Consider the following 23177-nt stretch of genomic DNA (forward strand, 5'->3'; position numbering starts at 1 on the left):
CATGCAAGCATTCAAAAGCCGGTTCACTTCCTCTCTCTTAATGGTTCTCAGCCTGCTGTCAGCGCAGCAGGTCCGAGCAGAGCTGATCGCAACGACTGGCGATGCGAATATTGTTTATCTGATGCCACTAGAAAACGGCATCTCAGAACTCACCTTGGTTTGGCCAATTGATCGGCCAACAACAGAACGGGTGGCCGCGTTGCGCGCTGGTCTCGCAAGTATCGTGTCAGGAGGAACATCAAGCCGTTCCTCCCACAAAATTGCTAAATACAAGCAGTTGAAGGGGATCAGGTATTACGTCGAAACAAGTCGCCATAGTCTGATGCTCACTGTTTCGGCGCCAAATGAAGTCTTTCCAGAGACCATCGTCCACCTCGAAAATCTATTGCTTGAGCCGGAATACTCCGACGGCTGGTATGCAAGAGAGCTGCGGTATTCCAGCCCAATCAAGTCTACCAGGACCAGAATGCCAGAACATGTTCTGGATGAAGTGGCGGATTTCCTAGAGTACGAACCTGACGAAGCAGAAACCGAGGTTTGGGATGGCCAATTTCGTTTCGGTCAACCCATTCAGGCAATCCTAAGATCTGGAGATGAAGAAGTAGAACGCCGCACCATTCGACTGGTTAACAATCTTCCCCGCCCGAAGGGAAAGTGGGAACTGCCTTTTGCAAAATGGGCTGAAGCGTTGATTGGCACGGATGTGGATGACTTCACCCTTCCAGCGGGTGTCATTCACTTTGCCGATCCCGACTCTTCCGAGATGCTGATCCTTTTTGTCAAAGCAGAGGAGTTTGCGGACGAGGCTGACCAAGTTGGAACAAATGTCTTGGTGGATTACATTGGCGCAAACCAAGGGTCTGAGATGTTTCGGATAATCCGCCAGGAAATGCGTGCGGCTTACGATCCACGTTCAGATTTCGTTGTCATGGGGAAGAGAAAGGCGATTATCTCACTGAGCGCAACAGTTGAGGCGGTAAGATGGCCAGAGATCTATGAGAAAATAAAGGAAATCTATCAGAGTGTCCGCAGCGGGAAGATTGAACAAGAAGGTTTAGAGATTCAGTTCGGTCAGTTGGACCGGGCTTACTATCGCGATTTTTTCACTGAGCCTGTCTGGGGAACGCGGCAATACCTGCACGAGTACCCCGAGGGCGCTGACGGGACTATCGAAATTCCACTTTTTGGCGTGTTCCAAACACTGTCATTGGAGGAGACGGCAGCAATCTCACATGAGCTTTTGCCGCCTTTGGAGGATTTCCTTCTTATTCTGATCGGAGGAGGAAACTCTCCTCTGGACCCCTTGCAATCAAAAGGTTTCTGCTCGATGCCGAAAAGCACCCCATTGAGGTTTTGCCTTGATGTGCTTTCGAATGCTGAAAACCTATAGGTCAAATGCAATTGTAGTTGGCCTTTAAAAGGAAGCACTAGCCCCTGCAAAGCTCAATTGCCGCGCAAAGCAGTCATAAGTGTTTAGTGCTGTATTGTGCAAATTGGGCGCAGAGCCAGGTTTCGCCGCTTGCGGCGCCAAAGTTCGCTCCTGCCATGCGAACGACAGTACATCGACCGTGACAGTGGAAGATAAGAGGCTTGACCTATTCTGCCGATGGCTGGTTCCGTTCCATCTGCGCCAAGTTGCCTACTGCATTGGCAATCGGCCGCAGCGAGCCCATAGCGTGAATACGATTTTCACGCTGCGCGTGCTCGCAACGCCAATTTCACTCCGTCGTCTTTGTGTCCCATGCTGGGCATCCAGCATTCGACTTGGAGCACCTGCCACAAAACGACTCAGCGGATCACGTGGACAGAACAATTGGCGTGGTGAACGACCCGGTTCGCAGTCGACCCAATAAACATGTTCTCGATCCCCGGCTTGTGTGAGGCCAGCACTATGCAATCGATGCCATTTTCATTTGCGAAATCAACGATCGCTCGGCCAGCGCTCCCCGAGATAAGCCGCGGTTTCGCCCCCGGTAGCTCTGCAGCGTTCCGATGTAAGCCTTCCTGAAGCTCTTTTCGCGTGTTGGCCAGAACTTCCTCGGGTATCTGGGATGCCACATATGCAGGGACCGGCTCCTGCACATGGAGCACTGTGAATTCCGCATCGGCATTCGCTAGCAAACGAGCAGCTTCAAAAGAGGCCTGTGTATCGTGATCTTTGTCCAGCGCGACTGGAATCAGAATGTTCTTATACATGTTAGTGACCTTCGATTGCTCCAGCTACGATCATTCCGGCCTCCGCGGTGATACGGCACTCTAAACCGGTTCGGATTTCGAAGACTTACCCGCTTTCTTTGCTGTGCTTGCAACATCATCTATTGTTTTTTCCACAGCTTCGGCTTCGGTTTCCGCTGCAAATGCTGCACATCGGGCAACTGTTTCGAACCATTCCTGAGCGTCAGCCACGAGGCGTTCGGCTGAATGCTTCTGCCACTCTGCTATGGATTGCAGTGCTTTCGCCCGATCAGTCGGGTCTGCAGCAGACGCCGAGCGCGCAGCTTCTAGCGCGGTTCGAACAGCCTCGTGACGCCTCTCAAACCAATGTTGAGCAAAGGCCTCTGCCTCTTTCAGTGATTTCTCCTGCGTGTCCCAGAATTGCTCAAGCTGAGCGCCTAAAAACGGATTGGCCGTAGTAGTCGGCTGCATCTGCTTGAAAACATCCACAAGTGGGTTGGAGTAACTTGATTTTGGCTTCTCTTCAGGCATCGGAGATTCCTCCTCATCTTCCCAATGCTGAATCTTACCATATCCAGTAGAAAATAACCTTAATGTAGATCAACCGGCGTCAACAAACGTGGGCAGTGGTGATCTACAATCTAATGGCAGCATTTGTACCAACCTACTCGATTTGAATAGACTCCAGATAATAGATCACATTTGCCAACGGCACACCTGCGAACATCGGCTGGCCGTCAGGCATGGTCAGCGCAACTTTTTGATCCGAATCCAAAGCCGGTCCAAAAATGGGCATTTCTCCGCCATGCGCGAGCAATGGTGCGCGACCATCGATTTGACGCGCCACCGCCTCAATCGGAAAAACACCGTCGTTTTGGGCCGCAAGCCTGGTCAAATCAGGCGTCCTTATTGCCAGCATCTCCGCCATTGGACCATCTCCAGTGGCCTCGAAACCATGGCATTGCCAGCAATAGGTTCTGTAGAGATTGTTTCCGTTTTGAAGGTCAATATCCTGCGCCAGTGCAGCACTTGCAGCAAATATTGACAAAAGAAGTCCGCGATAAACTGGCATCTGTACCTCCTCGAACGTCAGCATTTCGCGTTTAGACTACGCGGTAATGAATGAACGCTTCATTGATCTCGCTCATATTCAGCATTTGAGTACCAGCTGGGAAAGACTGCGACGAAAGTAAGTACACTGCAGTCGGTTCCGCTTGGCTGGTCGGTTCTTGGCGACCAATGACATAGATCAATTCAAAAAGGTACATTACATAGTAAAGCATGAATGTTTCAGCGGGATTGCCGTTCATCGCCTGCATCCAAATCAAACATGGTGATAAGCGGAATTGCAAAAGCGTGGAAATTCCACCGCAGGGGCTCAGAATGAATGGTGGCGAGCCCCTCGTTAGTGACTGGTGTACTTAACCGCGCTGTAGCTTCGGTACACAGGCGTTTGTTCATTGAGGAGTGAAGCCAATGCATACGGCCGATCCACCGACACCAAAACTCCGACGCGCGCTTACTGCCCCGTTGCTTACGCTTTACGGGCTAGGTGTCACCGTCGGTGCGGGAATCTATGTGCTTGTCGGTGCTACCGCCGAGGTCGCTGGTCCTTACGCCGCTGTTTCGTTTCTCATTGCAGCGCTCGTCGTTTCGCTGACGGCTTTGTCGTACGCCGAACTCGCGACACGTTATCCCGTAAGCGCGGGAGAAGCGGCATACGTCGAAGCGGGGTTTCAAAGAAACTGGATTGCCGTGTTGGTGGGTCTCGCCGTCGCTGCTTCGGGAGTGATATCGGCTTCGGCCGTTGCGATTGGAGCGGCCTCCTATCTTCACACCCTGACCAACCTTGGCACCACGTTGCTTACGATCGGCATCGTGTCGGTTATGGGACTGATTGCACTCTGGGGCATTGCGCAATCAGTATTTGTGGCGGCAGTGATCACGATCATCGAGATTTCGGGGCTTCTGTTTGTGATTGGCTGGGGCATGTCCGTGCAAGATCCGCAAGGCTATGCGTTCAGCGCGACGATTCCAAGTTTTGAGATCAACGCTTGGCGGGGCATTTTCGCGGCGTCGCTTCTGGCTTTCTTTGCCTTTGTTGGATTCGAGGACATGGCAAACGTCGCCGAAGAAGTAAAAGACCCAGTTCGCACAATTCCTAAGGCAATTCTGCTGACGCTCGTTCTGGCGACGGGTCTGTATCTGGCGACCTCAATTACGGTCCTGCTTGTTGTTCCTATCGATACCTTGTCGACTTCGACTGCCCCGCTTGCTTTGGTTTTTTCAAATGCACCCGAAGTAATCAAACAGGGGTTTGCCGCAGTCGCAGTCGTTGCAACAGTCAATGGCGTCCTGATCCAGATGATCATGGCGTCGCGGGTAATCTACGGCCTTGCCGACCGGGATCATCTGCCAAAAATACTGGCGAGTGTCCCGCAGGTAACCCAGACACCAGTCGTCGCAACCCTGCTGGTTGTGGCGCTAATCCTTCTACTGACCCAAACACTGCCGATCAGCACCCTAGCAGAACGCACATCTCAGATCGTCTTGGGGGTGTTTGTGCTAGTCAATTTCTCGCTGATCTTTTTGAAGTTGAAACCGGATTCAACCCGACAACATTTCCACGTACCTCTTGTCGTGCCAATCCTTGGTGTGCTGACCAGCACCCTGCTTTTCGGCGCCGGGTTTCTTTGAGAGAAAATCCGACGGCGTTAGGTCGCCAGAACGGGATCCGAATAACGTATGAACACTGATCGACCTACACTTGGAAGGCGGCTCTCTGACTGGTGGCACCGGACATTCGTTGATCTGGTCGCGCAATTACAATGGTCCTACATGCCACCGTTAATGGTGTACTTCGCGGCCGGAGTTTCAGGACTGACATCCGTCGTTGGCGCGTTTTTCCTCAAGGACTATCTGAATCTATCTGCTGCTTTCGTGGCGGGCTTGGCATTTTGGGCCGGATTGCCCTGGATTTTGAAAATGCCGCTTGGGCATCTGGTGGATCTGTTCTGGCGTTGGAAATCGCTGCTGATATTGGTTGGCGCGTCTCTTATCACGGCCTCGTTGCTTATCATGTATGGACTTGTGACCGCGCCTGCCCAGATGGCCGGGGTCATGCTGCCTGAGCATTGGTATGTCGTTGCCTTGATACTGGCACCTTCTGGTTATGCCATTCAGGACGTCGTGGCAGATGCCATGACGGTCGAAGCGGTACCACAAACCAACCAAGACGGGTTCGCGTTTACGCATGAAGAAGTTCGTGCCCGCCACACTACCATGCAGACCCTGGGCAGGATTGCGATCATATCCGGGTTTGCGGGAGTCGCAGCGGTTAACATCTGGATTTTTTCGGGCGCGGAGGATCTGGATAAAAGCGATCGTTTGGTTCTCTACGGTCAGGTCTATCTCGTCGCTCTGGTTGTCCCCTTACTGTCGATCAGCGGAGTGGTTCTTCATGCTCTGATACAGCGTCGCCTCGTTAGTCTTGGGCACCTTCCACACAAACCGGATCAAGCCACCGAAGTAAGGTGGCCAATACTGCTGGGAGGTCTCGCGTTTGTTGTACTCAGCGTTGTGTTGGGAACCGCAAATTTCGCCTTTGCGCAAGAGACTGTTTTTGCGGTTTCGCTCACGGTCATTCTCTATCTCATGTCACGGCTGCTAAGGGAACTGGAGTCGAAACAGGCCAAGGTTCTGATCGGGACGGCGACAATCATTTTCGTTTTTCGCGCGGTCCCGTTGCCTGGTCCGGGATTGACCTGGTTCGAAATCGACGAGCTTGGGTTCGACGAACAGTTTCTGGCAATTCTTGCGCTCCTGACCTCACTACTAGCGCTGCTTGGCCTGATCATCCTCAGGCCGTTTATGGCCAGTCGTTCCATCGCGCAGGTGGTGGTACTGCTCACCATTGCCGCCGGAGTGCTGGCCCTGCCTAACCTTGCTTTGTACTACGGAGTGCATGAATGGACGGCCACGCACACAGGCGGGGTCGTGGATGCAAGGTTCATCGCCATACTCGACACAGCCGTCGAGTCACCGCTGGGTCAGATCGCGATGGTCCCGATGCTGGCCTGGATCGCACGTAACGCCCCGACACACCTCAAGGCGACCTTTTTTGCTGTCATGGCCTCTTTCACCAACATGGCATTGTCGGCAAGCAGCTTGGGCACAAAATACCTAAACCAGGTATTTGTCGTGACTCGTGTCGTTACCGAACCCAGAACGGGTACAGTTGCATCCATCGCTGACTATAGCCACTTAGGGAATTTGCTGATTACCGTGGGCCTGATCTCTGTCATAGTCCCACTGATTATGGTTCTTCTTGTGCAAAATTCACCATATCGGACAGGCGAATGAATACGCGGATCAGTCGCTTTCATTGAGAAGTGTCTTGAGGTGCGACACCGGAACGCCAATATTCGAACCACCAAACTCGGGTAAGATTGCGGCGTTGATCGCAACCACCTTACCGTTTCGGTTCAACGCAGGTCCCCCGCTTCCTCCAGTTGTGGTCTCTGCATCATAAACAATGGCGCCGGGACTGGTCTGGGCTACGATTCCCCGGCTGGCCAGGGGCCGGATTTTATTTTGTTCCGAAAGATGGGTCGCAATTGTCCAGAAATCCACGGCGCCTTTATTCTCTAGCGTTTTCAGAAAGCCCGGACCGGCCTGCGCGATAAGAGCCTTCAGGCCGGTTGGATATCCAAGCAGGAAAACTTCCTCTCCCGCTCGCGGCGGCTCATCTGCAAGTAACAGCCCAAGTCCCCGAACGCGTGTGGAGTCGATAGAGAGAAGCGCCAGATCTGCGGTTTCGCTTGCTTTATGCAAGACAGCCTTAATTGGTACAGTTTGATCAGGCAAATAGACCAGCAAACTCAGCATCTCGGCCTCCAGCGCTGCGGCCTGAAGGGCTTGTGCACGGTCGCCAGTGGTCCAGGGCAAGGCGACATGACGGTTGGTCACCAACAGAGGCGGGTCCTGTAGAAGAAACCCGGTTCCGGTAAACTGAAACTCAGCAGGTTCGCCCATCGCATCTGGTTCGAGCCACGGTTGTCCAAATGGCGTTTGCAGATTCTTTCCATCGGGGCCAACCACATGCCGCAGCAATTTCCCGCTTTTGATCTGCCGCAATCCATAGGCGCCCTGGACGAACGCGACGGAACGTGTAGAGGCTGTGATAATCCGCGTTGATGCGCCTGCGCGTTCCTCCAGCGTGCCAAGACGCTGCTCAGTGGACAGCACCTGACTCTCGAAAGCATCTTTGAGTGCACCCAAATCCTCTGGCGTCAACGAGTCTTCCCGGGTCTGTGCCAGCATAACGGCAACCGCTTCGATCTTATGGGATTCTCGTTCCAGGCTGTCCGCCAGCTTCCTGTCGTTCTGAAACAGTAAATACCCAAATACGGCGATCAGAAGAATTGCGCCAATAACGGTGATCCTGAAGAGAATTGTGGTTTGTGATGCTAGCCGACGCCCACTGTCGCGCAGTGCACCGGAAATTTTTCTTGGAAAGGGTCGACGGCTTGTTCTCGCATATGCGTACGCGTCGCTTAGGATATCCTCGACCGTGCGATGTGCAGGGAATGAGTGGTCGCACACCCTGTAGCGGGACATCGGGCCTTTTTCGCCGAATTCGATCATGTCGCCGTGCCTGAGGTCAACCGAAGCGACCTTGTGACCATTGACCCAGATATTCCGATCAGACAACGCGTTTAACGTGTAACCGTCATTTGACCACTGAAGAGTCGCAATGTCTTCGTCATAAGCTGGCACATCTTCTTTCGGTCTCAGCCTCAAGGTACGGTCCGGACTAACCGAGGCTGACACAGCGTTGTCGGCAAGCCAGACTACAGTCCCACGAGACGGGCCGGTCAAGCTCTCCAGGAATGCACGGACATTACCTGTATCAACTCCTGTGTCGCCTTGGTCCGGTGTCCGCATGGCCCATCTCTGTTTAATAGCGCTATACCCACTCTATCATGGGCAACCTCGAAACTTCCACGTTTGGCAATAAAGCACACAATCAGAGTATGCCCGGGCGCGGTTCTCCGGCGGTTAATTGTTACCGTCGAGTTAATTGCAAATAGGTGATGCTATCAGGAGAGGTCCAATGACCGACAGGCCTTCTATACATGTTGACCCGATCATGGTGAACGTGCGTGATCTTCTTCTGGCCACGTAGTGTCAATCGATGGTCCTTGATTTGGATGTTTTGCTGGGACTGTTTGCCTTCAAGCATCTGAACCTCCTCCTTTAGTGCTATAACGGCGAGGCAGTATTGTGCCAAAATACGGGCGCGGCCATTGATCTTACGCAAGCGGGTGTTCTGTCAGCCGCCTAGTTTTGCTCAGGTGCAAAAACTTATTTAGGTCTCTTGCGCAACCGAGCGTCTAAAAAGCAGCAGACTTGTTGCCAGAAGGATCGCGCCCAAGCACGCCATCCATACGAACTCTGCCCAGACCGTCTCGATCCCGGCACCTTTGAAAATGATGGACTGACTGGCTGACATGTAGTGGCGGGATGGGAGGATAGATGTTCCGATCTGAAGCCAGCCGGGCTGCCCTTCGATTGGCGTCTCTCCTCCTGACAGCATCAACATTGGAAGCACCGTCAGCATAACCAAAAGTGCGAATTGAGCCATTGAGCGCGCAATCGTCGCAAGAAACACCCCAAGCGCCGTCGCCGTGAAGAGAAAGAGAGCTGTGCCAATTAAAAACAACACCTTCGATCCCGCGATGCTGATCCCCAGGAAGTCTTGCATAACAAAGGTCAGCGATAGGGCGGTCGCTACCAGAACCACCGCAGCGTTTGCCCAGATCTTGGCGACCGCAATGTCAAATGGGGTAAGCGGCATCGCCAGCAGGTGTTCGATTGTTCCATGCTCGCGCTCACGGATCATGGCAGCACCGGTAAGGATTGTGGTCAGCCACATGATCTGGCCGATCAACGCGACGATACCGGCGAAACGAACAGTGTCGCGATTTGGATTAAATGCGCTGCGCACAATGATATCGATGGGCGGCGGGTCTAACAATTCTGCACCGATGGCAAAGCGCTGGATCTCGGCGCTCAAGATATTGATAATGTAGTTTGCTCCAATTCCGGCCTGCTCCATCGCTGTCGCATCGATCAAAACCTGAATTTCTGGCGCGCGCCCGGCTCGAACATCTTTCTCGAACCCTGGTGGCACTGCGACTACAAACAGGAAATGCCCTGCATCCATCTTTTCGGCCCCGGTGCCCGGTGCGATCTGAACAACGGGTTGGAATTCAGGCGGAAAAAACGCTGAGGCAAGCGAGCGTGAAAGCGGCGAGCCATCTTCGTCGGCAAATGCAATGGATGCATTGTTGACCGAGTTTGAAACGCCCGTTGCCTCCATTACGGGCGCCAGCGTGAATGACCAGACAAGCAGCGCCATCATCACCCAGTCGCGCCGAAGGCTCATCATTTCTTTCAAACCAAGCCAGAATATGCGGGACAATCGTTGCATTCACTTCTCCTGCGCTCGGAGTAACAGTGCAGCGATCAAGGTTAGCGCGGGCCCGAAACAGGCTAGGGCCAGAAGGTCGGGGGCAAGTGCATCCCAGCTAAGACCTTTGGTGAACGCGCCGACGTTTAGATGCAGGAAATAGGATGAAGGCCAAAGCGATCCAATCGTCTGAGCGCCGCCTTCCAACGTCGAGATCGGTTGTAGCAGCCCGGAGAATTGAATGGTCGGCACCACCGACGCGATAGCGGTGGCAAAAGTTGCGGCCACCTGGCTCGACGTTATGGTCGCAATAAGCAATCCATAAGATGTGGTTGCCCAAACATATAGGAAAGCACCAATTGCAAGCGGCACCGGATTTCCTTTTAGGGGCACGCCAAAAATGAAGATCGTCATCGCTGCCAAAAGTAGGAAATTGACGAACGCTATCACAATGTAGGGGATCTGTTTGCCAACCAGAAATTCGAGCCGCGTCGTTGGCGTTGCGTAGAAATTGGTGATCGTGCCCAACTCTTTCTCCCGCGCGACACTAACAGCCATCAAAACGGCCGGCAGCATTATCAACAGGATCGCAGGCATGGCAGGGGCCATTGCAGCGATACTTTCAAAGCTTTGATTGTATCGGAAGCGCGGTTCGATGCGGGCGATTTCGACCGACTGCTCGCCACTTTGGCGGGCCATTACTTCCAGAAACGTACTGTGAAGCCCGGCCACATAGCCCTCTATTGTCTCACCCTTGAACGGTATCGCACCGTCCACAATTGCCAAGACTTCAGTTGGCTCGCCGGCGCGCAACTTGCGACCAAAATCGGGTGGGAGTTCGACAACCAGCGAGATGTCTCCTTTGGCCAACCGCTCGCGGCCGTCTTCAAAACTGGCCAGAGGCACCGTGGGGTTGAAATAGCGGGAACCAGAAATCTCGGCGATATAGGTACGACTCTCAGGCGATTGAGACAGGTCGAGCACCGCGAAATCCAGGTCTTCTATGTCCAAAGTGATCCCATAGCAAAAGACCAACATCAGGATCACCGAGCCAAGGAAAGCAAAAGCCAAACGGACGCGATCGCGCAGAACCTCGGTTGTTTCGCGCCGTGCATAGGCCAGTATGCGCCCGATACTTCCGGCAGCGCCCGGGTTGACAGCATCAACCGAAATTTTGGGTGCTGCTACCGGCTCAGGCGGCTCGACGGCCTCCAGGACAGAGATGAACGCACCTTCCAGACTGTCCGACTGCGCCGTTGCGATCAACTCATCTGGTGTACCTTCAGCTAATACCCGGCCTGCATGCATGAAAGAAACGCGATCACAGCGCTCTGCTTCGGTCATGAAATGTGTCGAGACGAAAATCGTTACATCATCGTCTCGCGACAGCTCGATTAACAGCGCCCAAAACGAGTCGCGCGCCTCGGGGTCCACGCCCGAGGTTGGCTCATCCAGGATCAACACCCGAGGCCGGTGGATCACGGCGACGGCAAGGGAAAGACGCTGCTTGATACCCAGCGGAAGCGCCGACGCCAGCGTGCCCATATGTGCCTTAAGGCCGAAACGTTCGGCCAATTCATCAATGCGTTCTACACGATCTTTGATCGCAAAGATGCGGGCGTGCAACTGGAGGTTTTGTTGAACGGTCAGCTCACCATAAAGCGAGAATGCCTGGCTCATATACCCGATCTCGCGGCGCATCCTAAGATCGCGCGCATCCACCGGTCTGCCGAACAGCAGCGCCTCTCCCTCACTTGCTGGCAGAAGACCTGTCAGCATTTTCATGGTGGTTGACTTGCCGCAGCCGTTTGATCCGAGGAAGCCAAAGATTTCGCCTCGGTGGATCGAGAATTCGACGTTGTCGACGGCAGTAAAATCGCCAAAGCGCCGGGTCAACCCACGCGCCGTGATTACCGCGTCTGCGCCTTGATGGTGCATAGGTACCTTGTTCGACACAAACCGGGGTTCCCCTCGTGCCTGTAGCTGCCTGTAAGATGTTTCAAGATCCCGGGCTTTACCCTTCAGCTTGGCAGGGGGGCCGTGAAATATCACCCGACCGGCATCCATCGCTACTATAAAATCGAATTGTTCGGCTTCCTCCATATAGGCCGTTGAAACCAGTATGGAGAGACCGGGCGTTTCTTCTCGGACCGCGTCTATCAGCGCCCAGAATTGGCGCCGCGACAGGGGATCAATTCCGGTCGTCGGTTCGTCCAGTACCAGAAACTTAGGGTCGTGGATCAGCGCACAACACAGTCCAAGTTTCTGCTTCATTCCGCCCGAAAGTTTGCCCATAAGCCGGTCCGAAAAGGGCGCAAGTCCGGTCGCTGACAGCAAGGCCGCGATCCTGATTTCACGCTCCTGTTGCCCTTGTCCGAAAAGACGTGAAAAGAACTCGAGATTCTCACGCACAGACAGTTCCGCGTATAAGTTGCGGCCCAACCCCTGCGGCATAAATGCGATCGCCGGGCACACGCGGTGACGGTGCGCGCGGTCACCTATTGATCCCCCGAGAACATCAATTTCCCCGGACTGAAGTTGCTTTGCGCCGGTAATCAATCCCAGCAGCGTTGACTTGCCAACCCCGTCTGGCCCGATCAATCCGATAAGCTGGCCAGTTGGCAGAACCAGCGAAAGGTTATCCAACGCAACATGCTGTCGGTACGTGTGTGTGACACCGTTGATGCAGAAACCCGATGAGCCCCCCTCGGCGCTCATTCGAACAGCTCGGGTGGAATTCGTCTATCCAGATCGTCTGGCCACGCGCCATCGGAAGTAAGTCGGATCACTGCAATGCCGCGAAGGCCGGTCTTCACATGCTCAATCCGCGCCGTAACCAAATCCCTGGGAATGCGAACCCGAACGCGAAACACCAGCTGCTCCCGTTCGCTCAAAGTTTCTACCTGCTTGGGAGTGAATTGAGCTTCGGGAGAGACGAAGGTTACGGTTGCTGGGATGGCAAATTCCGGCAACGCATCAAGCACGATGCGCGCCTCGGCACCGATGGGCAAAAGCCCCGCTTCGCGTGCAGGCAGGAAGACCTCCATATAGACGTTTTCCAAACTGAGTAACGTCAAGATCGGTTCGCCCGCTCCAACGACCTCGCCGGGCTCGGCCAGTCGATACAGAATACGCCCCGGCATGGGAGCGATGAGGGAACCATCCTCTATTTGTTCCGCAATCCGGCGCACCTCGGCCTCTGCGGCGGCAATCTGGCTATCCGCCGTTGCAACCCGGGCCTTGGCCGCGCCCAGCACGGCATCCGCAACCTGAAACGCGGTTTCACGATCCTCAAAGACAGTCATCGAGATATTCTGACCGGCCAGCAACGCCTTGGCCCGGTCAAGCTCCTGCGAAGCGCGACGCTGCTGGCTTTCTCGCTGGATGACCACGGCTTCGGCTTCGGCCTTGGTTTGGCGCGCCAGCGCAACCTGGGCACTGGCACGGTCAAGGGCTGCAGATAATTCATCTGTATCCATTTCAACCAGCAGTTCACCCGAAGCAACCAGGCTGCCCTCTGCTGCTATGACCCGAGCAACGCGCCCGGCAAAGGTTGGAGCGATTTCTACTTGTTCAGCCTCGATCCGCCCATTGCCCTGTACAAACCCAGCCGGCAATTCATCACTGTCTTCTGCGACGAAAAAATAAACAGCTGCACCTGCAAGTAGGAGCGCTATGGCGATCAGAATTGCGCGTACGTTCTTTCTCATGGCCCCGCGCACATTAGTTAATTTTCTATTCTAATTTAGCTCGCTCTCGAAGTGATGCCTTGAGTTGGATCAAACAGGTTCTATCTGATGATTGTCCAAGTGCTTATCGGGTACGAAGTTGAGGCACAGGTCTGGTTGTTGACCCACATCCATGGCCCAATGAGGCTTTCGGGGTGTGACTCTCTATGACGGCTGCGCCGAATTGGTCGCAATGATGCGCAAGGGCAAGCATCCCGTAGTCGAAATAAATGCCCAGTTGTCCATCTGTCGTGTCAAAGCTCTTACGAGTCACGCTTCCAACGTTCAGGTAAAACCAACACTGCGTCAGCGTTGCTGGCTGTCGTTCCTACTTCGGCAACATGAAGAACTCTTCAAGTACAATTTTCCCATCTGCTACCGAATAAACTGCGATCTCGCTCAAGGTCATGTGTTGCCCTGTAGCCTTCTGCGTTACGTTAACCTTATATCGTACACCGAAGCGGTTTGGGGGATGAACATAGGGGCCATCCACGTCGAATTCGACGATTTCATGAGCTGCCAGCCAGTCCTCTCTTTTTCCCTTGATAGCATCCCGGCCCTTGGTGATGCGAAACTGTCGAACCGGAGGCACAACCGCCTCAATAGATTGAGCGTTTTCTGCATACATTTCACCAACGTTTGCAAGACCTCTGCGATCCCGCATTGCCTGAACGAATGTTCGTCCAATCTCGACTAATTCTTCCATAATAGCCCCCCAATTTCAGCCTCAACTGTATCACATCTTACCTTTGCCAATCTTGACAGGGATCAATAAAATTAGATGTTCGCGAAGGATTCAGATCAGGATCGAGAGGACGACTTGCACAGTGGAAATGAGCGGCCCAATTCCCGGCGCCGTCTTCAGCCAGTGCGCTATTAGACAACGCCTTCAGAACCAACTGTTTCCGTTCATTTCGCTCCGGTGGGTGCTTAAATCGAAGAAGCGGATCTTACCGATTTGTTCCGCCAAGATAAGCAAACCAATAGGCCAAGGCAACTCCTCCCGCCCCGCCGACAATGTTACCCAGAGTGACCCATAGCAGATTGGCCGCCGCTGCGAAAACCGGCACAGTTGCTCCCGCAGCCCAGCCCTGCGGGAAGAAATACATGTTCGCAATCGAATGCTCGAGCCCCAGCAGCACAAATGCTGAGACGGGCCACAAGACCGCTAGAATTTTTCCAGCGACGCTGCGGGCGGCGAAGGACAGCCATACGGCAAGGCAAACCAGCCCGTTGCACAATGCGCCGCGGGCGAAAGCCTCCATCGGTTCCAACCCCGCTTTGGCATCGGCTACCCTTATGGCAGTGCTACCCATCGGCCCATCAAGCAAGCCGGTCAGGGCGAAAGCTAATGCAAGCACAACGGCACCCACGAAGTTACCAACGTAGACGATACCCCAACTTCGGAACAGCAGCCGCAGCGGTATCTTGCGATCGACCGCTGCTATCACCATCAGAACATTGCCGGTGAATAATTCTGCACCACCTGCGATCACCAGGATAAGGCCCAGGGAAAACACTGCTCCTCCCAGAACGCGGATCGGCCCTGAAGCGCTGTCTGCCCCCGTGACCGCCATCGTATAGGCCGCTGCGCCAAACCCTATGAATGCTCCAGCCAGCATCGCAAGAACGAACATGGGTGCTAGTGGCAGCTTTGCCTTTGCGACCCCGGCAGTCTCAACTAACGTTGCAATTTCAGCGGGTTTATGAGCATCGAACAGGGCCGGGGGGTTCATGTGGCGCTCCAGAGTTGGCACGAGTTTACGTAGCAGGAAGTTTAAGCCTGTCTTCTGACCTTGAACTAACGCGCAAATAAAACCGGAAGCCTATCTGTTCCCTCTGAGTTCGGATAGTTCCACCTAACACAGTTTGGCGCGCGGTCATGGCCATAGGTACCCTTGAGATCCACTTCAGCTTCCGCTTTCGCGAGATCTCAATGCAGAACTTTTCGATCCTCATCGTTTAGCGCCGATTGGGGCCAAGTTTGAAATTCAGGCAACGGTTAAAACAGCACAAGTGGCATTCCGACTGATGCCTAGAGAGGTGCTCCCTTGAATTAGGCTACCAATGCTTCCCAATCCACGGCGGCCCGTCACAATCAGGTCAGCTGTGCATTGCTCCGCACATGCGATGATCTGGTCGACGGGATCACCGCGTTGGGTATGCGTTTGCGAAACCGTCTGATTGTACTCTTCGACAATCTCTCTACCAGCGGAAATAATCTTGTTTGCTGCCTGATGCACCTCTTCGTCTGAAGGCATTGTCGTGACGGCGTGATAGCCAGCCAATGCGCCCATTGCGAACGCCACGGTTTGGGGTTGAGGTGTATGAACAAGGTGAATTTGGGAGCCATATTTGCTTGAAATATCACAGGCAACGCGCAGAGCTGCTTCTGACGCCTCAGATCCATCCAAGCCAACTACGATCTTTTTGAACATGTTGCACTCCCTCCTTAGTGAGGGGTTAGTATGGGCGAGCTTGCAGTAGTTAACTTTGACTCAAATCAACACATTTCACTGCAGGTTCGAGCGTAGTCGTCCGTCTATTTCCAGAAGATATACGGTAACTGAACCAATTTTGAAAAATGTTAGGAGTTGCAAACGGGTCATCTCAAAGGGGTAACAGCGCATAATTATTGCGAAAAACCTCGCGCAGACGCTACATTTTTTCAAAGGGTATCAAGTTAAGCCCAATGATAAAGATCAAGGGAAATGGCGAGAAGAATTGCTATTAGGGGCGTGCGTTTCAGTTCGTTTGGTAGATTGCCCACGACACGAGATTCAATCTTATTTCTGAGGAAAACAACGATGCCTTCCTCTCCGCCTTGGGTTCGCCCAGTTACGATAGCCGCAGCACTCTTTGGTCTCCTTACCATTTTCTCAGGAGGAACAGCCCTGTTTGGGGGCGCTGCTGCCAGTGCTGCAGTCGGAGATGCAGTTCCATTCGTGCTTTGGTTCAATTTTCTGGCTGGATTTATCTATTTGTTAGGCGCTTTTGCGCTCTATAAATCCACAATCTGGGCACAACGAATTGCCTGGTTGCTTGGCTTATCTACACTATTGGTGTTCGTTGTTCTGATACTAGTGGCACTTAGTGGAACGCCGTTTGAATGGCGAACGGTCGGCGCAATGACCATACGCAGTGCATTCTGGTTAACTGTAGCTTTCGCGCTTTCCAAAACCGCATAAGCCAGCCAATGGGTGCCTCACCCGCGCCCAAATAACTTGGCAAGACAGGCACTTTTGATTGGGATCAAGGGCCGAAACGAGCTGTTTCGACATAGTTGGTGCGTTTTTCGAACCGATTTGCAGGAGGATCGGAATGACTGTGCTGATTGCCTACGGTACCCTAGAAGGCCAAACGGCTAAGATTGCGGATTTATCAACGATGTGGTCAGAGAAACTAGCTACGAAACGAAGCTGATCAACGCCGGCGGTCACCCCCGCTGTCTGTCTCAGCGGCAGCTTGAATAGCACTTTGGTCGACAGGCAGAATTGGATCGTCGCATTCGAAAAGACCGGCTGTGACAAGGCCGACCTTCGTGCGCCGCGAGCCAGGTCATGTCCTTGTCCAGCCAGACAAGAAGTGAGCCGCGCTCCTTAGGCGCAGCATTGTAGTCGGACCAATACGTGACGCGTTAACGGGCGGAAGATGGCTTACTCATCCACACCGTTTAACCTTATGGATTCGCGTTGTGAATCCCTCGCTGCGAGAGATATGCAACAACGCCCATGTTCGTGAGAACATAGCGGTCTAACTATCAGAAGGTAATTTAAGATGAGATTGATACTCGCGATTTTGCTTCCGTTTGTGGTGTTTTTCACGATCCAACGCCCTTTTCAGGGCTTTTTCTGCCTGCTCTGCGTATTCCCCGTGAATTGCCGCGTGAATCCCAATAAAGCTGCCGCCCAATCTTGTTGACAACGTGCATCCAGACCGATGGCCTCTAATCGCCGTGCCACAGGCTACTTGGCAGGAAGGCCACACGGCAGACTTTCGCCGCGCATGCATCAACAAGACCTACAAACGGCGGCAATGCACTTGAAGCAGACCCTTAATCCAAGATGCAGTGTTGTGGAGCTTTGGACAGTGGCTATACGGACAAAGCTGCCATCGGGAAATAAAACCAAAATGGCAGCATTTTCTTATATGGCGGTCAATGCCCCCCCCAGTTTGTCCACTCATACGCAACAACATTAACCGAACGTGAACAATGTATTCTCAGAGTGTTCAACCGTTATCGTTCATAATTCCTTACTCAGGGCCGATCAATGCGTGCCCGGATGCACTGAAGGGGAATAGCATGATCAATACTGCCAATGAGGGTGCGCCTAGCATTCCTACAGCAATGCAATCCTCGCGCACCGTCTCAGGCGGTGAATTGTCAAGCATCACGAATTCGAGCAACGGTCGCTTCCCTCCTATCGAAAATGCACTGTCTGAACTATTCAACAATGAGCGGCTAAAAGAGGCGAAACGAGGCGTCTGATCTCTCAACAGAACGTCTGCGTATATCCCAAGTCACGTGGTGTTGTCTGGGATGTAGTGAAACCCGCTCCGGATCGGAGCGGGTTTTTTTATTTGTGATGTTGTTATGCCTGCTGGCTCGGGTCTATTTGACCTGGTGATTGATTGGACAATCAGCAATCAGCTTTCAAGACCAAGCAGAGTTTTTACGGCAGCCTCGACCTCATCCGTCACAGGCTTGTTGGCGGCAGCCTCCAACGCTTCACGCTCGGTCTGCGGTTGATTCTCTACAGCCTCAGTCAGCGCATCGACTTCTGCCACCGTATCGTTGTAGTCGACCGCAGCCTGCCGTTCGGCGCCTAGGTCTTCGGCCGTATCGAGGGCTCCCTGAAGTTCGTCATTGGCGTCCTTAAGCTCTGCTTCAATATCAGGATCTGTGCCCCCGGCATCGGCAAGAGCGTCCTCAAGCTCGTTCACGCGATCCTGCTTCTCCTGAACATCTGTCAGAGCCGCATCAAGGTCCTCTTCGATCTCAGAGACCGGGCGGTCCGGCGGGGTCATGCCATCCAGCTGTGCCTGTGTTTCCGCAAGCTCCTCACGCAATTCATCTCCGGCCAGAACTGCGTCACGAAATGCGGCGATGCGGCCTACACGGGAATTAGGAGAGGCGTTCTTGAGAGCATTCTCATTAGCGTTGGCGGCGTTCAGTGCGCCTAGTTCAGATGGGTGCACGCCAAGCAGATCCGCCATCTTGTACCCTTTTGGTTTCGGGGCGGGGCGAATTGCTTTGGCCGCTTTGTCTGTTGGTTGACTTTTGTGCGCGGTCTTTGCGGTTGTGGTTTTAGCCTTCGTCTTTTTGCCCCCAAACAGGTCTTTCAAAGAAAACTTGTTTTTTCCCGATGACTTTGACTTACCAGCGTTGGAAGATTTCCGGTTAGATTTTCCGGCCGCTTTATCACTATCGCTTATGGACGCACCAGATCCGCCATTACCGTTTCCGCCACCATTGCCGTTTCCACCGCCATTGCCATTACCGCCGCCGTTTCCGTTACCGCCGCCGTTGCCCCCTTTGGCATAAGCAGCATCAGGAAACGCGACAGCTCCGACAATCGCGGTCGAGCCCAGCAGGGCGATGGCAATAGCAGAGGCTTTTAGCAGGTTGATCGGTTTGGTGTTCATAATGGTCCTCGTTCATCAGGTGCGATTCTCGTCTGTCACGGTAATCAGCGGCGAGCAGACGCAAAAACTGGGTGCCGAAAACAGAATCCGACACCCCTGATCTAAACCCATCATCGTTGAACCCACGCGTAACTGGCTGTTCACCGTAGGTTCACATAGAAATCGGTAGATTGAGCCGGCGTTTTCGCAGTAATGAGTGACAAGGATGAAAAAGCTTATTGCCATTGCCTGTCTACTTGCCTTTCTCCACCCCGGAGAGGGACAGGCTGCTGCACGTGAGTTGACGCAATCCGAGTTGCGCAAGGCGACAACCTCAGGCAGTGCCATTCGTTTGAAAAAAGTAATCAAAGGCGTTGAAAAGGCTTTTGGTGGAACGCCAGTTGACGCGCGCGCCTTTCAGGCTGACAGGCTATATTACCGTATTCTCGTCAAGAAACCGGATGGTATAATCGTTAGTGTCATCGTCAACGCTCAGACGGGTGTTGTTGTCTCCAACCGATCCGTTGTTGGCCGCCAGATTTCTGAAGCTGCCCGCGCTGCGCCGGGTAAATCCGGCAAGGGCGCTTCGCAGGGGAAATCTGCAAACAAAGGCAACAGCGGCGGTAACTCCGGTGGCAATGGTGGCGGTAATTCCGGTGGTAACGGTGGCGGTAATTCCGGTGGCAACGGCGGCGGTAACTCCGGTGGTAATGGCGGAGGTAACTCCGGTGGTAATGGCGGAGGTAACGGCGGGGGCAAAAAGTAATGGTTATACTTCCATTTGCTCGCCTATAGTCCTTAAGTATGAGAGTATTGCTGGCAGAAGACGAACCGCACCTCTGCGAACAGATCAAAAAACTCCTGAACGCAGAAGGCCGCGTTGTGGATGTCGCCAATAGTGGGCTCGACGCCCTGCATCTGGGTGCGACCGAACCATATGACATGATCATCCTTGACCTCGGCCTTCCAGAGCGCGACGGCATTTCGATTCTGCGCGAATGGCGCAACGAGGGTGTCAAAACACCGGTGCTGATTCTGACTGCCCGCGATGGCTGGAGCGAAAGGGTCGACGGCCTGGATGCGGGCGCAGATGACTATATGACCAAACCGTTCCACATGCCCGAACTGGCCGCGCGTGTTCGCGCCATCCTGCGACGGCAAAGTGGACAGCTAAATCCCGTGATTGAAATGGGAAACGTCATTCTGGATACCCGTAACGGCCGGGTGACAGCCGATGGCGTGCCGGTTGACCTGACTGCTCAAGAAATCGCGGTGCTGACTTATCTGGCGCATAATTCTGGTCGGATGATTTCACGATCAGAACTTTCAGAGCATATCTATGAATACGATGGAGACCGGGATTCGAACACTATCGCCGTATTTGTTACCCGTCTGCGCAAGAAGCTTGGCACTGACCTGATCACAACGGTTCGGGGTCGTGGATATATGATCGATTCGGCCTGATGTTATCGCTGCGACAACGGGCATTGCTGGGGGGAATTGCATCTGGGGCCGTGTCTGTGGGCGTAGGCACACTGGCGGTTTTCTCATACATTGATGCACGGGTGTCCAACCGGTTCGACTCTGCGCTGCTGGATCGTCACACACAGCTGGTTGTCGGGCTGAATGTCACAACCGAAAACCCGGATGCCCTACGGGATCTGATATTTGACCCGGCTTATGGCACCCCCTATTCCGGACGGTACTGGCAGGTCAGCAGCGCCGACGGTGTGGTCTTCACCTCTCGCTCGCTGTTTGATGAGGTCATCGCGGAACCCCCCGGCATTCCCGATATCCCCACACTCTGGGACACAAGCGGCCCGGAGAATGAAGTGCTGCGCAGCGCTTTTCAGAAGATCACTTATGAAGATGGCACGGTATGGGGCGTCAGCGTCGCCGAAAGTCAGGCTCAACTCGTGGCCGAGCGGCGCGCGGCGCAGAAAAGCCTGCTGCCGGTGTTTGGCCTAGTTGGCCTGATCGGTTTAGCCGGCTCGTTGTTTCTGATTTCAGTTGTTCTGGGACCATTGCGAAAGCTGCGTACGGATGTGGCCCATCGCTGGGATCAAGACGAAGACCTTAGGCCAACAGATTACCCCGAAGAGGTCTCGCCATTGGTCGAGGACCTGAACCAGCTGTTGCGTCGGAACCGCGAGATCGTCTCGGGTTCGCGCCGCCAGGCCGCAGATCTGGCACACGCATTGAAAACTCCTACAGCCATATTGCGCAATGAACTTGTGACATTGTCCAACGCCGGAGCGGTGACAGATACCGCACAAGAGGCGCTGGACAGGATCGATGCTCAACTTGGTCGATCTCTGGCCAGGCTGCGGGCTTTGAACGCTGCTGACCTGACCCATTCGCGGACCGATCTGTCTAACTCCATCAAGCGTCTGGCGCGGCTGTTCTCGGCCATGGCGGACCGCGAAGGCAAATCGCTGCAGATTGATGGCGATCCGGGTCTTTGGGTGCGCATGGATACGCAGGACATAGAAGAGATTTTGGGCAACCTTCTGGACAATGCGGTCAAATGGTGTCGAAGCACGGTACGGCTGACCGCGAAACGTAAGCAGAAATGTATCGAAATCAGTATCGAGGATGACGGTCCGGGAATTCCTGAAGACGCCCACCGCGAAGCCTTGCGATCCGGCGGTCGACTGGACACCTCGGTCGTTGGTAGCGGGCTTGGGCTGGCGATCGCGGTCGACTTACTGAAAGCCTACGATGCCAGACTAGATCTGGACCGCTCTGAATCGCTGGGTGGGTTGGTGTGTCGGATAGTGATCCCGACCTGAAGTCGCCCGGAATCTGATCTGCAAAGTGTCGTTTGAACAATTCGCAACTTTAACTACCAATGGGCCCGAACCTGTCGTCTGACGATCTCAGTAGGTCATCGGGTTGGTTCAGACCGCACAAAGTCGGCCTAATGGACGAAGCAGGCGTTCGACTGGGTTCACATTTTCAGAAAAATGAAGGCGCTTTTTTTCTGCGCATTGGATCGGGCGATCAAAAGTTACAGCCAAAATACTTCTGTGAAGGTAAACCGATAGGAAGAACTGCCGAAGACAATGTACTCAGTCAAAAAGCCAAATTGCTTAAGTGAGGGACTCTGTGACTTCTGAGAACGCCTTAATTTATCTGTCTGACGACGACCTCGGGGGTTTAGGCATCCAACCTTCGGAAGTTGCCGATGCCATCGAGGCTGCTTTAATAGCCAAGGCAGACGGAAAGCTTCACACTTCTCCCAAGACAGTCATTTTGCCCGGCGATGGGCGCTACGCAATGTCTACATTGGCAATGGGAGATGATGGATTCATCGTGACCAAGCAGGTTACAGTGTGTCCGGAAAATCCGGCGAGGGGTTATCCCGCGATAAACGGTGCCATCATGGTTATGGATGCGCAAACCGGACTGCTTCGCGCGGTCTTGGGAGCGAATTGGATTACGGCAAACAGAACTGCGGCTCTGTCAGTGGTGGCAGCGCGTCGGCTTGCTGACCCTCATGCCGAGACAGTGGCTTTTGTGGGCGCGGGCGTGCAGGCTCACTCCCATCTAGCTGCGTTTTCAGAACTGTTTCCCTTGAAACGAATCCGCGTGTTCGGGCGAGGTAAAGAGAATGCCGACAAGCTTTGTCGTTATGCTAGGGGCATGGGTCTCGAAGCTGAAACATGCGCCGATGCCAAGGACGCTTTGAGTGATGCCGATCTGATAGTGACATCGATAACGTTGGACTACTCCATTGAACCCTTCTTGGATGCCCGATGGCTGAAGCCGACTGCCTTCGCCACCATAACTGATGCGTGCATCCCGTGGGTGCCGGCGCACATGATTGGTTTCAAAACGGTAATTGTCGACGACCGTTTGCAGGAGCTGGAAAGCGACAAGCCGATGTTGCAATACGAGCAAATTGCTGGCGACTTGACGGAATTGGTCGCTGGCAAAGTCGACGTCCGAGCACGCAATAAACCGGCGGCTTTTGCTTTCAGAGGGATTTCATTGGGGGATTATGCTGCTTCGGTCCTCGCAGTTCGCCGGTTCACCGAAAAACCCGTGAAGTGAGCCCAAAGACATGAACACCCACTTTGTAATTAGATACCGGAATGGTCGCTTTGGGCGCAGATACGCCATTCTCTGCGATCAGTTCAATTAGTTGGTCGCAGCCCAAAGCGGGCATTTGC

21 protein-coding genes and 1 pseudogene are annotated in these 23177 nt (G+C 53.7%); 9 read left to right on the plus strand and 13 right to left on the minus strand.

The features are described 5' to 3' along the window. Position 1 precedes the first annotated feature (1 nt). Positions 2-1390, plus strand: coding sequence for a peptidase M16 family protein (locus AC2FLB_RS07260; RefSeq protein ID WP_496702418.1), 1389 nt, complete (start codon positions 2-4; stop codon positions 1388-1390). Positions 1391-1788: 398 nt separating this feature from the next. Here the strand turns inward: AC2FLB_RS07260 and AC2FLB_RS07265 are convergent, their stop codons facing one another. The 4 genes from AC2FLB_RS07265 to AC2FLB_RS07280 all read right to left on the minus strand — a co-directional run bounded on the left by AC2FLB_RS07265 (position 1789) and on the right by AC2FLB_RS07280 (position 3494). Next, on the minus strand, positions 1789-2196 hold the full coding sequence (locus AC2FLB_RS07265) for a universal stress protein (RefSeq protein ID WP_496708947.1): 408 nt from the start codon (positions 2194-2196) through the stop codon (positions 1789-1791). A 60-nt stretch (positions 2197-2256) separates the two neighbouring features. Further along, positions 2257-2706: a hypothetical protein gene (locus AC2FLB_RS07270; protein WP_496708948.1), complete on the minus strand. Its 450-nt coding sequence runs from the start codon at positions 2704-2706 to the stop codon at positions 2257-2259. 133 nt (positions 2707-2839) lie between these two features. Continuing rightward, positions 2840-3247 (minus strand): c-type cytochrome, encoded by a 408-nt coding sequence (locus tag AC2FLB_RS07275; protein ID WP_282021708.1) that lies wholly within the window; start codon positions 3245-3247, stop codon positions 2840-2842. 31 nt (positions 3248-3278) lie between these two features. Continuing rightward, the gene (locus AC2FLB_RS07280; RefSeq protein ID WP_496708949.1) at positions 3279-3494 is read right to left on the minus strand and encodes a hypothetical protein; all 216 of its coding nucleotides are present in this window, start codon (positions 3492-3494) and stop codon (positions 3279-3281) included. Between the two features lie 157 nt (positions 3495-3651). Here AC2FLB_RS07280 and AC2FLB_RS07285 point away from each other — a divergent pair, with 157 nt between their 5' ends. Both AC2FLB_RS07285 and AC2FLB_RS07290 read left to right on the plus strand, forming a co-directional pair. After that, entirely contained in the window at positions 3652-4872 is a 1221-nt protein-coding gene (locus tag AC2FLB_RS07285; protein ID WP_496708950.1) for an APC family permease, read from the plus strand. Positions 4873-4920: 48 nt separating this feature from the next. Further along, a complete protein-coding gene (locus AC2FLB_RS07290; protein ID WP_496708951.1) occupies positions 4921-6537 on the plus strand; it encodes an MFS transporter in 1617 nt (538 codons plus the stop codon). 9 nt (positions 6538-6546) lie between these two features. Here the strand turns inward: AC2FLB_RS07290 and AC2FLB_RS07295 are convergent, their stop codons facing one another. The 7 genes from AC2FLB_RS07295 to AC2FLB_RS07325 all read right to left on the minus strand — a co-directional run bounded on the left by AC2FLB_RS07295 (position 6547) and on the right by AC2FLB_RS07325 (position 15815). Beyond that, positions 6547-8121 carry a trypsin-like peptidase domain-containing protein gene (locus AC2FLB_RS07295; protein WP_496708952.1) on the minus strand — a complete coding sequence of 525 codons (1575 nt, stop codon included), beginning with the start codon at positions 8119-8121 and terminating at the stop codon, positions 6547-6549. Positions 8122-8545: 424 nt separating this feature from the next. Continuing rightward, entirely contained in the window at positions 8546-9670 is a 1125-nt protein-coding gene (locus AC2FLB_RS07300; protein ID WP_142636028.1) for an ABC transporter permease, read from the minus strand. Next, the gene (gene rbbA / locus AC2FLB_RS07305) at positions 9671-12367 is read right to left on the minus strand and encodes a ribosome-associated ATPase/putative transporter RbbA (RefSeq protein ID WP_496708953.1); all 2697 of its coding nucleotides are present in this window, start codon (positions 12365-12367) and stop codon (positions 9671-9673) included. It lies immediately after the preceding gene. After that, entirely contained in the window at positions 12364-13359 is a 996-nt protein-coding gene (locus AC2FLB_RS07310) for an HlyD family secretion protein (RefSeq protein ID WP_142636032.1), read from the minus strand. The genes rbbA and AC2FLB_RS07310 overlap by 4 nt, the downstream gene beginning before the upstream one ends. Positions 13360-13705: 346 nt before the next feature. Beyond that, positions 13706-14083 (minus strand): nuclear transport factor 2 family protein, encoded by a 378-nt coding sequence (locus tag AC2FLB_RS07315; protein WP_142636034.1) that lies wholly within the window; start codon positions 14081-14083, stop codon positions 13706-13708. A 244-nt stretch (positions 14084-14327) separates the two neighbouring features. After that, a complete protein-coding gene (locus AC2FLB_RS07320; protein ID WP_496708954.1) occupies positions 14328-15113 on the minus strand; it encodes a formate/nitrite transporter family protein in 786 nt (261 codons plus the stop codon). A 255-nt stretch (positions 15114-15368) separates the two neighbouring features. Beyond that, positions 15369-15815, minus strand: a complete 447-nt coding sequence (locus tag AC2FLB_RS07325; protein WP_496708955.1) for a universal stress protein — start codon at positions 15813-15815, stop codon at positions 15369-15371. A gap of 369 nt (positions 15816-16184) precedes the next feature. Here AC2FLB_RS07325 and AC2FLB_RS07330 point away from each other — a divergent pair, with 369 nt between their 5' ends. Next, on the plus strand, positions 16185-16565 hold the full coding sequence (locus tag AC2FLB_RS07330) for a hypothetical protein (protein ID WP_496705689.1): 381 nt from the start codon (positions 16185-16187) through the stop codon (positions 16563-16565). Between the two features lie 228 nt (positions 16566-16793). Here AC2FLB_RS07330 and AC2FLB_RS07335 read toward each other — a convergent pair. Beyond that, positions 16794-17041, minus strand: a pseudogene (locus AC2FLB_RS07335) (transposase); the annotation flags it as partial. A gap of 983 nt (positions 17042-18024) precedes the next feature. Next, positions 18025-19023 (minus strand): hypothetical protein, encoded by a 999-nt coding sequence (locus AC2FLB_RS07340; RefSeq protein WP_496708956.1) that lies wholly within the window; start codon positions 19021-19023, stop codon positions 18025-18027. Positions 19024-19228: 205 nt separating this feature from the next. Here AC2FLB_RS07340 and AC2FLB_RS07345 point away from each other — a divergent pair, with 205 nt between their 5' ends. The 5 genes from AC2FLB_RS07345 to AC2FLB_RS07365 all read left to right on the plus strand — a co-directional run bounded on the left by AC2FLB_RS07345 (position 19229) and on the right by AC2FLB_RS07365 (position 23058). Further along, positions 19229-19768: a PepSY domain-containing protein gene (locus AC2FLB_RS07345; protein WP_496691980.1), complete on the plus strand. Its 540-nt coding sequence runs from the start codon at positions 19229-19231 to the stop codon at positions 19766-19768. A gap of 38 nt (positions 19769-19806) precedes the next feature. Next, positions 19807-20466 carry a response regulator transcription factor gene (locus AC2FLB_RS07350; protein ID WP_142636050.1) on the plus strand — a complete coding sequence of 220 codons (660 nt, stop codon included), beginning with the start codon at positions 19807-19809 and terminating at the stop codon, positions 20464-20466. Then, the gene (locus AC2FLB_RS07355) at positions 20466-21794 is read left to right on the plus strand and encodes a sensor histidine kinase (RefSeq protein WP_496708957.1); all 1329 of its coding nucleotides are present in this window, start codon (positions 20466-20468) and stop codon (positions 21792-21794) included. Before AC2FLB_RS07350 ends, AC2FLB_RS07355 begins: the two co-directional genes overlap by 1 nt. A gap of 131 nt (positions 21795-21925) precedes the next feature. Continuing rightward, entirely contained in the window at positions 21926-22102 is a 177-nt protein-coding gene (locus AC2FLB_RS07360) for a hypothetical protein (protein WP_496705695.1), read from the plus strand. Between the two features lie 8 nt (positions 22103-22110). After that, positions 22111-23058, plus strand: coding sequence for an ornithine cyclodeaminase family protein (locus tag AC2FLB_RS07365; protein WP_496691978.1), 948 nt, complete (start codon positions 22111-22113; stop codon positions 23056-23058). Positions 23059-23177 lie beyond the last annotated feature (119 nt).

Source organism: Ruegeria sp. CDSA236 (assembly GCF_059611285.1).

Coding starts and splice junctions, on each gene's coding strand:
- AC2FLB_RS07295 (WP_496708952.1), bottom strand. CDS start 8,121: ATGCGGACACCGGACCAAGGCGACACAGGAGTTGATACAGGTAATGTC.
- AC2FLB_RS07325 (WP_496708955.1), bottom strand. CDS start 15,815: ATGTTCAAAAAGATCGTAGTTGGCTTGGATGGATCTGAGGCGTCAGAA.
- AC2FLB_RS07300 (WP_142636028.1), bottom strand. CDS start 9,670: ATGCAACGATTGTCCCGCATATTCTGGCTTGGTTTGAAAGAAATGATG.
- AC2FLB_RS07260 (WP_496702418.1), top strand. CDS start 2: ATGCAAGCATTCAAAAGCCGGTTCACTTCCTCTCTCTTAATGGTTCTC.
- AC2FLB_RS07290 (WP_496708951.1), top strand. CDS start 4,921: ATGAACACTGATCGACCTACACTTGGAAGGCGGCTCTCTGACTGGTGG.
- AC2FLB_RS07265 (WP_496708947.1), bottom strand. CDS start 2,196: ATGTATAAGAACATTCTGATTCCAGTCGCGCTGGACAAAGATCACGAT.
- AC2FLB_RS07315 (WP_142636034.1), bottom strand. CDS start 14,083: ATGGAAGAATTAGTCGAGATTGGACGAACATTCGTTCAGGCAATGCGG.
- AC2FLB_RS07280 (WP_496708949.1), bottom strand. CDS start 3,494: ATGCAGGCGATGAACGGCAATCCCGCTGAAACATTCATGCTTTACTAT.
- AC2FLB_RS07310 (WP_142636032.1), bottom strand. CDS start 13,359: ATGAGAAAGAACGTACGCGCAATTCTGATCGCCATAGCGCTCCTACTT.
- AC2FLB_RS07275 (WP_282021708.1), bottom strand. CDS start 3,247: ATGCCAGTTTATCGCGGACTTCTTTTGTCAATATTTGCTGCAAGTGCT.
- rbbA (WP_496708953.1), bottom strand. CDS start 12,367: ATGAGCGCCGAGGGGGGCTCATCGGGTTTCTGCATCAACGGTGTCACA.
- AC2FLB_RS07320 (WP_496708954.1), bottom strand. CDS start 15,113: ATGAACCCCCCGGCCCTGTTCGATGCTCATAAACCCGCTGAAATTGCA.
- AC2FLB_RS07355 (WP_496708957.1), top strand. CDS start 20,466: ATGTTATCGCTGCGACAACGGGCATTGCTGGGGGGAATTGCATCTGGG.
- AC2FLB_RS07360 (WP_496705695.1), top strand. CDS start 21,926: ATGGACGAAGCAGGCGTTCGACTGGGTTCACATTTTCAGAAAAATGAA.
- AC2FLB_RS07270 (WP_496708948.1), bottom strand. CDS start 2,706: ATGCCTGAAGAGAAGCCAAAATCAAGTTACTCCAACCCACTTGTGGAT.
- AC2FLB_RS07350 (WP_142636050.1), top strand. CDS start 19,807: ATGAGAGTATTGCTGGCAGAAGACGAACCGCACCTCTGCGAACAGATC.
- AC2FLB_RS07330 (WP_496705689.1), top strand. CDS start 16,185: ATGCCTTCCTCTCCGCCTTGGGTTCGCCCAGTTACGATAGCCGCAGCA.
- AC2FLB_RS07285 (WP_496708950.1), top strand. CDS start 3,652: ATGCATACGGCCGATCCACCGACACCAAAACTCCGACGCGCGCTTACT.
- AC2FLB_RS07345 (WP_496691980.1), top strand. CDS start 19,229: ATGAAAAAGCTTATTGCCATTGCCTGTCTACTTGCCTTTCTCCACCCC.
- AC2FLB_RS07340 (WP_496708956.1), bottom strand. CDS start 19,023: ATGAACACCAAACCGATCAACCTGCTAAAAGCCTCTGCTATTGCCATC.